Annotated in this window: 11 protein-coding genes; 2 read left to right on the top strand and 9 right to left on the bottom strand. The window is 73.4% G+C overall.

What is annotated here, in order from left to right:
• The first annotated feature begins 160 nt into the window (after positions 1–160).
• Positions 161–868, top strand: a complete 708-nt coding sequence (locus tag ACFPQ9_RS23695; RefSeq protein WP_380856622.1) for a FadR/GntR family transcriptional regulator — start codon at positions 161–163, stop codon at positions 866–868.
• A gap of 22 nt (positions 869–890) precedes the next feature.
• On the opposite strand, the gene ACFPQ9_RS23690 is transcribed toward ACFPQ9_RS23695, so the two are convergent.
• The gene (locus ACFPQ9_RS23690; RefSeq protein WP_380856619.1) at positions 891–1,982 is read right to left on the bottom strand and encodes a MerR family transcriptional regulator; all 1,092 of its coding nucleotides are present in this window, start codon (positions 1,980–1,982) and stop codon (positions 891–893) included.
• A 131-nt stretch (positions 1,983–2,113) separates the two neighbouring features.
• Between ACFPQ9_RS23690 and ACFPQ9_RS23685 the strand changes: the two genes are divergently transcribed.
• Complete coding sequence (locus tag ACFPQ9_RS23685; protein WP_380856616.1) at positions 2,114–2,983, top strand: ATP-grasp domain-containing protein; 870 nt, start codon at positions 2,114–2,116, stop codon at positions 2,981–2,983.
• Here ACFPQ9_RS23685 and ACFPQ9_RS23680 read toward each other — a convergent pair.
• The 8 genes from ACFPQ9_RS23680 to ACFPQ9_RS23645 all read right to left on the bottom strand — a co-directional run bounded on the left by ACFPQ9_RS23680 (position 2,980) and on the right by ACFPQ9_RS23645 (position 13,209).
• A complete protein-coding gene (locus tag ACFPQ9_RS23680; RefSeq protein WP_380856613.1) occupies positions 2,980–3,579 on the bottom strand; it encodes a hypothetical protein in 600 nt (199 codons plus the stop codon). The two genes, ACFPQ9_RS23685 and ACFPQ9_RS23680, sit on opposite strands and share 4 nt — an antisense overlap.
• Positions 3,545–4,372 carry an FkbM family methyltransferase gene (locus tag ACFPQ9_RS23675; RefSeq protein WP_380856610.1) on the bottom strand — a complete coding sequence of 276 codons (828 nt, stop codon included), beginning with the start codon at positions 4,370–4,372 and terminating at the stop codon, positions 3,545–3,547. The genes ACFPQ9_RS23680 and ACFPQ9_RS23675 overlap by 35 nt, the downstream gene beginning before the upstream one ends.
• Positions 4,369–4,623, bottom strand: a complete 255-nt coding sequence (locus ACFPQ9_RS23670; RefSeq protein ID WP_380856607.1) for a Trm112 family protein — start codon at positions 4,621–4,623, stop codon at positions 4,369–4,371. Before ACFPQ9_RS23670 ends, ACFPQ9_RS23675 begins: the two co-directional genes overlap by 4 nt.
• Positions 4,620–5,543 carry a hypothetical protein gene (locus ACFPQ9_RS23665; RefSeq protein WP_380858620.1) on the bottom strand — a complete coding sequence of 308 codons (924 nt, stop codon included), beginning with the start codon at positions 5,541–5,543 and terminating at the stop codon, positions 4,620–4,622. The genes ACFPQ9_RS23670 and ACFPQ9_RS23665 overlap by 4 nt, the downstream gene beginning before the upstream one ends.
• A 20-nt stretch (positions 5,544–5,563) precedes the next feature.
• Positions 5,564–6,301, bottom strand: coding sequence for a class I SAM-dependent methyltransferase (locus tag ACFPQ9_RS23660; protein WP_380856604.1), 738 nt, complete (start codon positions 6,299–6,301; stop codon positions 5,564–5,566).
• Positions 6,298–7,692 carry a condensation protein gene (locus ACFPQ9_RS23655; protein ID WP_380856601.1) on the bottom strand — a complete coding sequence of 465 codons (1,395 nt, stop codon included), beginning with the start codon at positions 7,690–7,692 and terminating at the stop codon, positions 6,298–6,300. Before ACFPQ9_RS23655 ends, ACFPQ9_RS23660 begins: the two co-directional genes overlap by 4 nt.
• A gap of 259 nt (positions 7,693–7,951) precedes the next feature.
• The gene (locus tag ACFPQ9_RS23650) at positions 7,952–12,487 is read right to left on the bottom strand and encodes an alpha-(1->3)-arabinofuranosyltransferase (RefSeq protein ID WP_380856598.1); all 4,536 of its coding nucleotides are present in this window, start codon (positions 12,485–12,487) and stop codon (positions 7,952–7,954) included.
• Entirely contained in the window at positions 12,484–13,209 is a 726-nt protein-coding gene (locus ACFPQ9_RS23645; RefSeq protein ID WP_380856595.1) for a class I SAM-dependent methyltransferase, read from the bottom strand. Before ACFPQ9_RS23645 ends, ACFPQ9_RS23650 begins: the two co-directional genes overlap by 4 nt.
• Positions 13,210–13,254 lie beyond the last annotated feature (45 nt).

Raw genomic sequence — 13,254 nt, 5'->3', positions numbered from 1 at the left:
GCAAAGTGGCTGAGCCAATTCGGGTGATGGCTGGAAAGCGTGGGCGGGCGGGCCCAGAACGTCAAGGGGTCGCACAAGAATTGGCTCAGCCAATTGGCCACTCGATCCATCCGATCGCCCGTCCGCCCGGTGTTACGCTCCCGACGAGAAGGGGGAAAACGTGACCGACGCCCTGCGCCCCATGACCAAACAGCGCCTCTACGAGCAGGTGCTCGACCGGCTGCGCGCCTACGTCGCCGAAGGCGGTCTCGGTGCCGGGGACCGTCTGCCGACCGAACGCGATCTGGCCCAGCGGCTGGGCGTCAGCCGGGCCTCCGTGAAGCAGGCGATCGTCGTCCTGGAGGTGCAGGGACTGGTCGAGGTCCGGCACGGCGGCGGCATGTACCTCGTCCGGGACAGCCTCGACGTGGAGCCCGTGGAGCGGATGGTCGAGCGCCGCCGGCGCCTGCCGGACGTCCTGGAGGCCCGGGAGGCGCTGGAGACGAAACTCGCCGAACTGGCCGCCGAGCGCCGCACGGAGGAGGACCTCGCGGCGATGCGGTCGGCGCTCGCGCACATGGCGAAGGAGATCGAGGACGACGGCCACGGAGTGGAGGGCGACCGCCTCTTCCACGCCGCGGTGACCGCCGCCGCGCACAGCAGCATCCTCGCCGAGTTCATGCGCTCCATCGCCGGCCAGATCGCCGAGAGCCGCACCGAGTCCCTGCGCCAGCCGCACCGGCCCGCCCGCTCCCTCGCCCAGCACCAGGCCATCCTCGACGCCATCACCGCCGGCGAACCGGGCCGCGCGGCCGCCGCCATGCGCCGCCATGTCCGTACGGTGGCGAAGGTACGGCTGCTGGACTGGGAGCCGGACGGAGAGGACTGATCACAAGGAGGGGGCGTTCCCCTCAGGTCCCCTCCGTCGTCTCCGTCACGTCCGCCACCACACAACTGACGTTGTCCGGGCCGCCGGCCTCGTTCGCCGCCGCGATCAGGGTGTGGACGGCGGTGTCCGGGGCCGGGGCGGAGGTGAGGAGGTGGCGGATGCGGGAGTCGGGGACGACGCGGGACAGGCCGTCGGAACACAGCAGGTACCGGTCGCCGGGTTCGGCGTCCTGGAGGCGTATGTCCGGGGTCGCGGGCGCGCTCGGGGACAGGGCCTTGAGCAGCAGCATGCGCTCGGGGTGCGTCGCGGCCTCCTCCGGCGTCAGCCGGCCCTCGTCGATCATCGACTGGACCACCGTGTGGTCGTCGGTGATGCGGAACAGGGCGCCGTCGCGCAGCAGGTAGGCACGGGAGTCGCCGATGTGGACCAGGGCGAGCCGCGAGCCCGTCCACAGCAGTGCCGTCAGGGTCGTGCCGGCCTCGTCCTCGCAGCCGTGCGCCGCGTCGCGGACCGCGTCCGTGACGTCCCGCACCGCGTCCTGAAGCAGGTTCAGCACCTCCCCCGAAGGGAGTTCGGCCGTGTCCAGGACGCGCAGCGCCTCCACCGCCGCGCTGCTCACGGGGGCGCCCGCCGGGCCGAAGCCGTCGGCGACCGCGAGCAGCCGTGAACCGGCGTAGGCGGTGTCCTGGTTGGCGGGGCGGACGCGACCCCGGTCCGAGTGGGCGCAGTAGCGCAGTTCCAGCATGGTGGTGTCCTTCCTCGATGTGGCTGACAGCTCCTTGACGAGGAACTCGGCGAGATCGCGGCGCGCGGCCGTCTCCGCCTCCACCTGCGCCCAGTAGGTGCGGATCGCACGGGCGGCGTCGACCGGTCGCAGCGCGCACACCTCACGGATCCTGGCCAGCGGCATCCCCAGCCGCCGCAGCCACGCCACCAGCCTGGCCCGCTCCAGCTGTGCGACGGCGTAGTACCGGTATCCGGTGTCCGGGTCGACCCGGCTGGGCTTCAGCAGATCCAACTCGTCGTACAGCCGCAGTGCCTTCGGCGACAGGCGGCAGGCCTTGGCGAAGGCTCCGATCGTCAGCGGCCGCCCGGTCGGTGAGTCCTTGTGCATCCCGATCCCTTCCGGTTCCTCGCCCCGATGCTGTGGCTTCACCGAAGGTGAAGGTCAAGCGGCCTGTCCCGGTTCCGCGGGTGCTTGTTAGCCTGCGCGTCGCACAACCGTCCGACCTGGAGGAGCCCGGCGTGTCCCGCATCGCCCTCGTCACCTGCCGTCCCGGCGACCGGATCAGCGTGGACCGCGACCTGCCCGTGCTGGCGCGGGCGCTGACGGAGGCCGGAGCGGAGGCCGACATCGTGCACTGGGACGACGAGACGGCCGACTGGGCCGGCCACGACCTCGCCGTGATCCGCTCCACCTGGGACTACAGCTGGCGCTCCGCCGAGTTCCTGGCGTGGGCGGAGCGCTGCGGCAAGGCCACGCGGCTCGCGAACCCGGCCGGTGTGGTCCGCTGGAACGCCGACAAGCGCTACCTCGGCGACCTCGCCGAGGCCGGGGTGCCGGTCGTGCCCACCCGGTACGTGGCCCCCGGTGACAGCCCCGACCTCCCGGCCGGCCACGAGTACGTCGTCAAGCCCACCTCCGGCGCGGGCGCCCGCTTCGCCGCCCGCTACACGCCCGACGAGCACGACACGGCCGTACGGCAGCTCGCGCGGATGCACGCGGAGGGGTTCACGGCGATGGTGCAGCCCTACGTCGGGAGCATCGACGTCAGCGGCGAACGCGCGCTCCAGTTCTTCGGCGGCCGCTTCCTGCACGCCAGTCGCAAGGGCGCCGTCCTCACCCCGGGCACGCCCTACGACGAGCGCAAGGTCGCCCACCCCGGCCTGGAACCCTGGACCCCCACCCCGGCCGAACTCGCCGTCGCCGAACGCGCCCTGGCCGCCGTACCCGAGGCCGCCGAGCTGCTGTACGCGCGCGTGGACCTCGTTGAGGGAGGGGACGGGCAGCCTCAGGTGATGGAACTGGAGCTGGTCGAGCCGAATCTCTTCCTGTGGCTGCATCCCGGGTCGGTGCCGGTGGTCGTTGACGCGATCCTCGCCGCCGTCCGCTAGCCGCGGACCGCCACCCGCTGCAGCAACCCCCACGTGAACTCGGCCACCACTTCCCGCCGTACGCCGTCCTCTTCCGGCGCCATGAACGCGAGCCCCCACCGCGTCGGAGCCGTGCCCTCCAGGGGCCGGGCGGGGGCGAAGGCGCGGGCCGCCTCGTCGACCGTGCAGGACCACGGGGTGAGGTCGGCGACGGTGCGCAGGGGCGGGGCCTCGGCGCCGGGGGCGCGGACCAGCCACTCGTTCCACACCGCGCCGTTCGGGGCGAGCAGCACCTCGAACCGCAGGCCGGGCCAGAGCGGGAGCGGCCACAGCCAGGCCTCGCACTCCAGGTCGCCCACCTTGCGGGTGAGCACCGACTCGGGCGCGCCCAGCACCGACCGGTAGCGCGAGGCGGCGGCGCGGGCCCGCGGAGAGCGGACCATCGCCTGCCACCGCTTGTTCGCCTCGCGCATCTCGGCGAGGGAGACGCCCAGTTCACGGCGGGCGTCCTCCACCAGGTCCGGATTGTGGTCGGCCATGCGGCGCAGCAGCACCAGCTGGAAGTCGACGGGAGTGAACGGGCTAGCGGGAGGCTTTCCGGAGGGCATGCGATCCATGGTCGCGCACCGGTCCGGCGGGACGGCGGCCGTCCGGGAGGAACAGGACGGAGTTGACGTAGCGCGGACCCCGGAGGGGACCGAACGGCAGGACCCGGCGGAGCAGCCCCTGCGACGCGACGTACGACGCCTCCGCCTGGTGCGCCTCCAGCGGGAACGACGCCAGCGGCACCCAGCTGCTGCCGGGCAGCACCCAGCCGTCGTAGCGCAGCAGGGACAGATAGGTCACCACCGGCGCGATCGGCTGGATGCGGGACTCCAGCTCCACGAAGAGCGCCGGGCGGTCGCGGGCCAGGACGCCCGTCGCGCCGCGCAGCACCGCCAGCTCGTTGCCGTCCACGTCGACCTTGATGAAGTCGACGTCCTTCAGCCCGAGGTCGTCGAGGGCGACGCACGGGACGTGCAGGGCGCGGGCATGGATGTCCCGGCGGACCAGCGACGACACACCCCGGTCGCCGGAGTCGCCCGGCGGCAGCCAGAGGCGGGCCGTGCCGGGGCGGTCGGAGGCGGCGGCCTGGATCACCCGCACGTTGGGCGGGGTCCCGGCGGCGAGCAGCCGTGCCAGATGGGGGACCGGTTCCACCGTCACCACCTGCCGTGCGCGTCTGCGCAGCCGGTGCGTCCAGGGGCCGTACCAGCCGCCGACGTCGACCGCCGTGCCGCAGCCGGGCGGGCACAGGTCGGCGAGCCGGGCCAGCTCCGGTTCGAACCGCGGATAGACGGCCCGGGCGGTCGCCGCGACCAGCTTCACCGGCAGGAACGGGGCCAGACGCGCTGCCATCGTCCTTCTCATGTGGCCATCCGTTTGAGGAGTTCCTCGTGCTCGTCGTCGGAGACCTGCTGTCCGGAGGCCGGCAGCAGCTGCGGAATGCCGTCGATGATCGGGTAACGGCGGTGCAGGCGCGGGTTGTACAGCGCCTCGCTCGCCTCCTCGGTGTCCTTCTCGGGGTCCTTCTCGGCCGGGGTGTCCGGTACGACGAGGTGCAGTGGTCCCTTGTCGAGCGGGCAGGCCAGGATCCGCAGGAGCGGGTCGTCGGGTTTCATGGGGGTGTCAACTCCTTGGCACCGATCGAGGGTTGCGGGGGTGGAGCGGGCTGCCGGTCGTGCCGGGGCATCGACATCAGTACGGTCAGGGCGAGCGCCGTACCGGCCACCCGCAGCGCCAGCCGCAGCGGGTCCTCGGGCAGCGCCTCGCCGAACGACAGCGTGCCGAGCACGGCCGTGTACACACAGGTCACCGTCGTGCACACCGGCACGATCAGCGAGGCCCGGCAGCGCTGCAGCGCCGCCTGCGACAGCACCAGACCGAACGCGCCGGTGAAGAGCAGGAGATACGGGTACGGCGAGCGCAGCAGACCGAGCACCGCACCGCCCAGCCCACTGGTCGTCAGATGGCTCGACACCCCCTTGATGGCGAGGGAACTGACCCCGTACAGCAGCCCCACCGCCACGCCGTACTCGACGCCGGTCGTCGGCAGCCGGTGCCGGTGCCGGGCCCTGCGCTCGGCGGAGCCGTACAGCCATACGCCCGCCGCCAGCGACGGCACGCACACCAGCAGGATCAGCGGATACGGGGCCTCCTGGCCGACCGTCTCGCCGCCGGGCCCTTCCCGCAGCGACAGCACGACCATCAGCAGCGCGGCGAGGATCGCACCGAGCGCGTACCGCTCCCGCCCGCTGGTCTCCTCGCCCAGCAGCCGCGCGGACAGCAGCACCAGCAGCACGAGCCCGGAGACGAAGATGCCCTGCGCGGCGGCGATCGGCAGGGTGCGGTAGACCACGAGCTGGGCGGCGAAACCGGCGGCGAGGGCGAGCGAGCCGCCGATCCACAGCGGGCTGCCGAGCACCAGACGCAGCAGCCGCGCGGGCCGGCGGATCGTCACCTCCGGGAGGGCGGTGAGCGCCCGTTTCTCCAGGACGAAACCGAGGCTGTACAGGGTGTTCGCCAACAGGGCCGCGGCCACTCCCCACCACATGGTCCCCCCTAGGTCCGCCGCGCGTGCAGAAGCAGGATCGAGGCGAGCGACGGTCTGGCACAGGCCAGCCGGTCGAGCGGGCGCAGCGCACGCGGTACGCCGTGGAAGGGCGCCCCCGCCAGCCGTACGACCTCGAAGCCGGACGCGGCCACGAACTCCCGCAGCGCACGGGCGGTGTAGAGCCGGAGGTGGCCGACGACCTCGCGCCCCGGCCTGCCGTGGATCGCCCGCAGGCTGACCTCCGAGAACACCGGCTGCACCCCTGCCGCCAGCAGGACGCGGTTGTACCAGGCGGCCAGGTTCGGGGTGGACAGCATCAGATGGCCGCCGGGACGCAGCACCCGGCGGATCTCGTCCAGGGCGGCGTCCGGGTCGACGAGGTGCTCGATCACCTCGCTGAACAGCACGGCGTCGGCGGAGCCGGTCCGCAACGGCAGCCCGCCGTCGGTGAGTTCACCGCGCACGGCGTACGGGATCCGGGTGCGGGCCCGGCGCAGGGCGTCCTGGGACCAGTCGAGGCCGACGATGCGGTGGCCGGTGAGGAAGGGGGCGGCGGTGGCCGCGGCGGTGCCGTCGCCGCAGCCGATGTCGAGGATCGTGCGTGCCTGTCCGGCGGTCGCCGGGCCCAGGGCTTCGGCGAGCATGCGGGCCTGGCGGCGGCTGCGGGGGGTGCCGGAGGCGACGGGGACGGCGGGGTTCTCGTAGAAGTCGCGGAGGTCCTTCGGGGGTGGGGCGGTCGTCGTCACTCGGTCACCTCCGTGGAGTGCAGGTAATGCTCGAACAGGTCCCGCAGATGGGCGCCGTCGCCGTGGCTGAGCAGGGTCCGCGACCAGCGCAGGGCGAGGTGGAGGCGGCCGGCCGTGGAGGCGGTGGTGACGGTCAGGCCGCGCGGCATCCGGGCCGGCGCCGAGAACCAGACCGCGTGCGCCCGTCCGGCGTCCGCGCCGAAGTCCAGGGGGTAGGGGATCCGGCCGATGTTGCTGAGCAGGGTTGTCGAGGTCCAGGGCGCGGCGGCTCTGCGCAGGCCCCGGGTGAAGGCGGCACGCCAGGCGACGGGCACGACCGGCGCGGTGAGAAGGGCCGCCCCGTGCCCGAGCTGGGGCCGCGGGAGGGACTTCAGAGCACGGGTGCGGGTGGCCGTGCGGTGCAGCAGGGCCGGCATGTCGGCCGGGGCGTGCGCGGCCAACTCCTCCGGGATGAAGGGGACTTCTACGAGCCGGGTGCCGTTGCCGATGGGCATGGTGGCGTCCCGGGGGCGGTCGTCCACGGGCATGGTGATGCGCAGCGGGCGGGGCCGGTCGCCGTGTTCCCGGTTCCAGTGGGCGATGGTCAGGGCCGTGGTGACCATCAGCTGGTCGTTGACCGTGTAGGGGGAGCCCTTGGGGCGGTGCGGGAGGGGGAGTTCGGTGACGAGCATGCCGTTGCCGGGGGACGGCTCGGGGGTGCCGGGCGCCACCCGGGCCGGGGGCGACCAGTTGGACGGAGCCTCCTCTGGCGGCGGCGGGGCCTCCTGCGTACGGACCGGCGCGGCGGCGGGGGAGTTGTCCCGGCCGCCGTAGAGCTCGGCGGCGGTGGCGAGGACGCGGAGGCAGGCGGGGCCGTCGAGGGCGGTGTGGTTGATGGTGAGGAAGAGGACGGTCCCGAGCGGCTCGACCGGCCCGGGATCCCCAGCGGGCGCACCGGCACGCGTCGCACCCACGGCGTCCGTCGCCTCGCTGCCCTCGACCGGCCCGCCCCGCTGGACGACCTCCAGCCTGATCGGCGGCGACAGGGACAACGGCGGCGCCTCGGTGAGCGCCCGCGTCCGCGCGTCCCGCAGGGCGTCCCGCCCCGGTGCCGGAAAACTCACCACCTCCACGTCGGGCTCCGCCGTCAGTTCCCACTCGTACCGGCGCCGGTACCACCGCCCCGGCGCCTCCCGCATCAGAATCCGCGGATGCCGGCCCAGCGCCCGCACGAACGCCGCCCGCAGCCGCCCCTCGTCCAGCCGCCCCGGCAGATGGACCTCGATATGCACTGTCTCCGGCTCCTCCTCCTGAAGACAGTGCCGGGCGACTTCGTCGACGACGGGGAACGGCACGCGAACCGGAGGCCGCAACGGCCCTTCGGCACGGGCGGGTTGCTGAAGTGCGGTCATGGGACCTGACCTTTCCCGGAGCGGTCCTTTCCGTTGCCGGCGGTGGCGTCGGGCGCCGGGGCTGGTGCGATCTCGGGGGCCGGCGGTGGGCACCGGCCCTCGGCGTGGGCCGGTTGGTGGGGTCGGGTCATGGGGCCTGGCCCTTCCCGGTGTTGTCCTTTGGGTTGCCGCTGGGGGCGTCGGGCGCCGGGATGGCTTCGGTCCCGGGGGGCCGGCGGTGGGCACCGGCCCTCGGCGTGGGCCGGTTGGTGGGGTCGGGTCATGGGGCCTGGCCCTTCCCGTTGCCGGTCGTGCCCGTGCCGGGTTCTCCGGTGGGCCCCGGAGGGTCCTCGGGGGCGGTCGCCCGCAGGCGTGGCTTGCGTGGGGCGATGCGTGTCGTCGGTGGGTCGGGGTCGGGTCCGCCGGGGCCGCGGGCGGAGATGGTCGGGCCGGACTCGGAGGTCGATGGCCCGGATGAGGGGCGTGGGTAGCTCGTACCCGGCTCCCACTCACCCTCGGGATCGGTCCCGAGCGGACTACGTCCGCGCACCCGATGCGGCAGCGGCTGCGTCGGCGCCTCCGGAGCCGTGCCGCCACCGCTCGTCGGCGCCCCGGCACTGCCGCCACCGCTCATCGGCGCCCCGGCACTGCCCGCGGAACCCATCGGCACCCCGGTACCGCCCGCGGCGAGCACCCCGGTCGCCCTCTCTCGGACACTCACCACGCCCGCGAACAGGCCGATCAGCGCCAGCACTTGGGCCGTGTGTCCGAACGCGCCGTCCCCGGCGCCCACCGGCTCCCCGGCCCCGATCGCCGCGGCGACCCCCGCCCCGGCGAGGGCCAGGAACGCGAGCGGTACCAGCAGGGCGTGCCTGCGCCGGGCCAGCAGGGCCAGGGCCGGCACCAGCAGGGCGAACCAGCCGGCGACGAACACGGCCACCACCGTCACCGCCACCGTGCCGAGCCACAGCCCCGGCAGCGGTGGTTCGGTCTGCGGCTCGTCGGTGCTTGGCGCCCGGCGGCGCCACAGCACCAGCCCGGCCAGCAGGGCGACGCCGACCGCGCCGCCGATCAGCCCGGCCTCGTAGGTCACCGCCGGCTCGTACGAAAGCTCGACCGTGCCGCCGGCGCCCGCCGGGATCCGCCAGCCCTGCTGCCAGCCGTCCAGCCGGACCGGTGTGAGCTCCTTGCCGTTCAGCGTGGCGTGCCAGCCGTCGTTGAAGTTCTCGTACATCGTCAGATAGCTCGCCGCGCCGGAGCCCACGGTCACCGCGCGCCGGTCGCCGAGCCAGTCCCGTATGCCGAGGTCGCGTCCCGCGGTCGTGGCCTCGGCGACCGTGCCGCGCGTCAGCGTCACCTCGGTCAGCGCGAGCGGCCCGCCGTCCCCGGCCTCCACCCGGTGCTCCCCGGAGTCCAGCCGCAACTCGGTGTCATCACGCCCCTGCTGGCAGAGCGTCACCTCCACTTGGCGGCGTTCGACCAGATCCCCGACCGTCCCGCGCACGCTCGTGCGGTACAGCTCCCCGTCCACCGACACGACCGGCCCCTTGCCGCACGGCAGCGAGAACGGCCGGGAGTCCCGTGGCTGCGGGGTCCGGTACTGATCGAGCGCCGGGACGTAGGCCTCCGTGAGTCCGACCGGCAGTTGCAGGTCCTCGTCCACCACGGGGTTGAAGAGGGTCAGCGGGGCCGTGTCCGTGATGGTGATGTCCAGGCGGTCGGTGGTGATCGGCGGGAAGCGGACGTTGCCGTTCTCATCGACGCCCGCGATCGCCGCACCATCCGGCGAGCTGATGTGCACCTCGGTGGGCCGGGTGGAGAGCCCGCCGGCCGGCGCCAGCACGATCTCGCCGACCGCCTGCTTGCCGGGCCAGCGCAGATGGATCGTGGGCCGGTCGCCCGCGATCCACGCCGTGGTCAGGTCGCCGTCGGTGAGGTTGCGCGGCGACAGCCCCGCACCCAGCCGCGCCGTGGAGTCGGCGGTCGCGACGATCCGGTTGCGCTGGTCCGGCGCCACCTCGTACAGCAGCTCGTCCAGCGCCTCGCCCGCGACCGGCACCGCGCGCGCCCGCATCTCGTACGTCCCCGCGCCCGAGGTGTTGAAGCGCCGGTGCAGACCCGCCTCGGTCCCCGTCGCCGAAAGGCCGGTCGGGTCGGCCGTACGGGAGAGGGAGACGATCTCCGAGGCGGCCCCGGATCCGTCGGCGTCCGTCGGCAGCCGCAGCAGCCGAGTCACCGTCACGTCCGGCAGGGCGATCTCGGAGAAGCCCGCCCCGGTCAGCCCGGCCTGCCGGGCCACGGAGTCCATGATCGTCAGCTTCATCCAACGCGTCCCGCCCGCGGGCGCCTTGACGCGCTGGGCCGTACCGTCCGGCCGCAGGAAGCTGCTCACCGCCCCCTTCTCCGTCTCCACCCGCACCCGCGTCGGCGCCGCCCGCACCGCCTCCTGTGGCAGCGGCGTCACCTTGAACGACGACGGCATGTCGTACGACCCGCCCGCGAAGGCGATCCGCAGCCACTCACCGTCCGGCGAGCCCTCCGAACCCTCTGTCCACGCCGTGTCCGGGTTGCCGTCGAAGGCGTTCACCGGGTCGAACTGCGGCAGATGGAAGAGCCAGCTGCCGTACGAGGACGCCGTCACGGAACGCGCCCCGCGCAGTTCAGCCACGGTCTGGTGGCCGGCGCCCGTGGTGGGCAGGATCTGGTGCGGTTTCTCGCCCGCGTCCTGGGCGGCGTCCGGCGCGTTGCGCTCGTCGCGGGTGTACGTGTACGAGGTGTTGGCGTTGACCAGCCCGAACCGGGTGTCCGCCCGCCGCAGCCCGTCCCCGGTCACCTGCACCTGCGGCGAGCCGAGCCCGGGGTGGTTGTCGCCGGTCAGCACGCTCGGCCGGCCCCGCAACTGCGACGCCAGCGGCAGCAGCGCCTCCGGGCCGCCGGAGACGACGGCCGTGTCGGCGACCGGCTGCAGTCCGGCCTGGTGCGGACGTGGCACGTCCGCGCCGGCCGGCCGGTAGATCTCCACCGCCCGCTGCCGTGGATACAGCCCCTCCACCTGGAGCGGGGTGCCCTCGGCGATCCGTCCGCCGGTCATGACCGGCCCGATGCCGGTCACCCGCTGGTATCCGGACTGCTCCAGGGCCCGCTTCACCGTCGTGGTCGGGACCGAGCCGATCTGGTCGGGGTCGAGGTCGTTGCGGACGACGACGTAGTACACGCCCGCCCGGCTCAGGAAGTCGGCCAGCCCCGGCACCTGGCCCCCGGTCATCAGGGCCTGCTCGACGGCGTCCATCGCGCGCCGGTTGCCGGGCGTGCCGAAGGGGACGTAGTCCCGCTGCGCCCAGCGGGAGTCGGCGAGGACGTCGAGGGGCTGGTCGATGGTGGAACCCCAGGTGTGGATGCCGTGCGCGGTCGCAGGGACGACCAGGGCACGGGCGTCGGGGGAGTACTTCTCCATCCAGTCGGCCGTGCTCTGCCAGTACTTGGGGATCTCCTTGAAGGAACCCGGGTTGAGGATCGAGCCGTTGAGGTACGGCAGCAGCAGACCGGGCAGCACCAGCACGGCCGCGATCAGCGCGGCGAACCGCCGCCCCGGCACCGGCCGCGCCCCGCGCGCCTGCGCCGCCACGCCCACCAGATGGGCGAGGCCGAGGACCAGCGCCAGGGCCAGCCCCGTCTGGAACTTGTAGATGTTGCGGAAGGGGACCAGCCAGCCGTTCAGCCAGTCCTGCACGACCCCGTGGAAGGGCGCGCCGAACGCGCCGCCGTACCCGGCGAGCAGGATCAGCGCCACCGTCACCACGGTCAGCACCAGCCAGCGCCGCTCCGGCATGTCCCGCCGGGCCAGCCCCGCGAGCCCGAGCCCGGCGGCGAGCGCCGAGCAGACGATCACGACGACGGAGGCGGCGACGGTCCAGCCGGCCGGCAGCCACGCCTCACCGAAGTGCAGATAGGCGACCCAGTTCCCGCCGCCGCGCAGCGCCTCCGTCGCCGACATGGTCTCGGTCGTGGTCTGCGAACTCTCCACGTAGGGAAGGAAGTTCTCCCCGTACGTGCCGAGCAGCAGCAGCGGGACCACCCACCAGGCGGTCGCCAGGAGCACCCCCGGCACCCACCAGGCGATCAGCTTCCGCTGCCGTGGCCCGGGCGGACGGGACAGCAGATACAGCCCCACGGGAAGCAGCGAGGCCAGCGTCGAGGCCGCGTTGACGCCGCCCATGAAGGGGATGACCAGCGCCGACCGCAGCGCGGCGACCCGCGCCGTGTACCGCTCGTTCGTCAGCGGCAGCAGCACCCACGGCAGGAACGCGCCCGGCAGCGCGGCGGCGGACGTCGACCCGACGACGATGGTGAAGACGGGCCACAGCGCATAGGCCACGGCCGCCACCAGCCGAGACCCCCCACTGCCCACCCGCAGCCGCTCCGCCAGCCGCAGCGCGCCCCAGAAGGCGACCGACACGATCAGCGACATCCACAGCCGCTCCGCCATCCACACCGGCAGCCGTACGAGATCGGCCAGCCAGTAGAACGGCAGCATCGGCCACAGATAGCCCGCGTACTGGTCCTGGATCCCGCCGAAACCGCCCTCGTCGTGCCACAGTTGCCCGAGGTCGGCGAGGAACTGCCCCGGGTCGACCGTCACACCCAGCTTGGTGTCGAAGGTCTGCCGCCCCGGCTGCGCCGCGAGGAACAGCACGAACACCACGGCCCAGAACCCCAGCAGCCAGCGCCGCGACCGCGGACCCTCCGGCGGGCCCGAGGCGGGCGCGGAGGTGGGCACCGCCGCCGGGGGAGGAGCCTGGACCGTGGTCGTCGTCATGGTGGACACCGCCTGAGGATGAGGAGGAGGTTCCAGGTGGCGAACTCGCGCAGGCCGGGCACCTTCACCACGGTCTCCGCGAGAAACGGCCAGTAGCGGGAGCGCGCCGAGACGACCGTCACGTCGTCGCGGGCACGCACCTGCCGCAGGGTGGTGCCGATGTGCACGGCGAACAGGTTCTCGCCGAGGGTGTGCTTGGCGTCCCGTCCGGTACGCCGCCGATAACGCGCGCGGGCCCGCTCGGCACCGAGGTAGTGCCAAGGGGCCCACTCATGACCGCCCCACGGGGACAGCCAGTTGGTGAACGACACATAGATCAGCCCACCGGGCCGCGTCACCCGCGCCAGCTCACTGAGAAACGTCTGCGGATCGGCCACGTGCTCCAGCACATTGGAGGAGAAGGTGACATCGGCGACGCCGTCCTGGAGGGGCAGCAGATAGCCGTCGGCGACGACGGCCCCTTCGGGCGGCTTCTCGCCGAGTTCGCGCGGGTCGGGCTCGAAGAGATAGGCGTACGCGCCACGCTGCCGGAACTCGTCGGTGAAGTACCCGCCACCGCCACCGACATCGACGACGACCCGCCCGTCGACGGATCCGCCGTAGGCCTCGACCTGATCGACGGCGTCACGGGCGAGCAGCGAGTAGCAGGCTTCGGGGTCGTCCTGTTCACGCATGAACGCCCGGAAGAGAGCGACGGAACGCCGAAGAGAGGGATCCTTCATACGCCGGTCCGGTGGCGCGCCCCAGAAGGGGCGCGGGGAACTGCG

It is taken from the genome of Streptomyces coerulescens, assembly GCF_042657965.1.
Classification (GTDB): domain Bacteria; phylum Actinomycetota; class Actinomycetes; order Streptomycetales; family Streptomycetaceae; genus Streptomyces; species Streptomyces coerulescens.
This window is presented reverse-complemented; position numbering and strand designations above follow the sequence as displayed.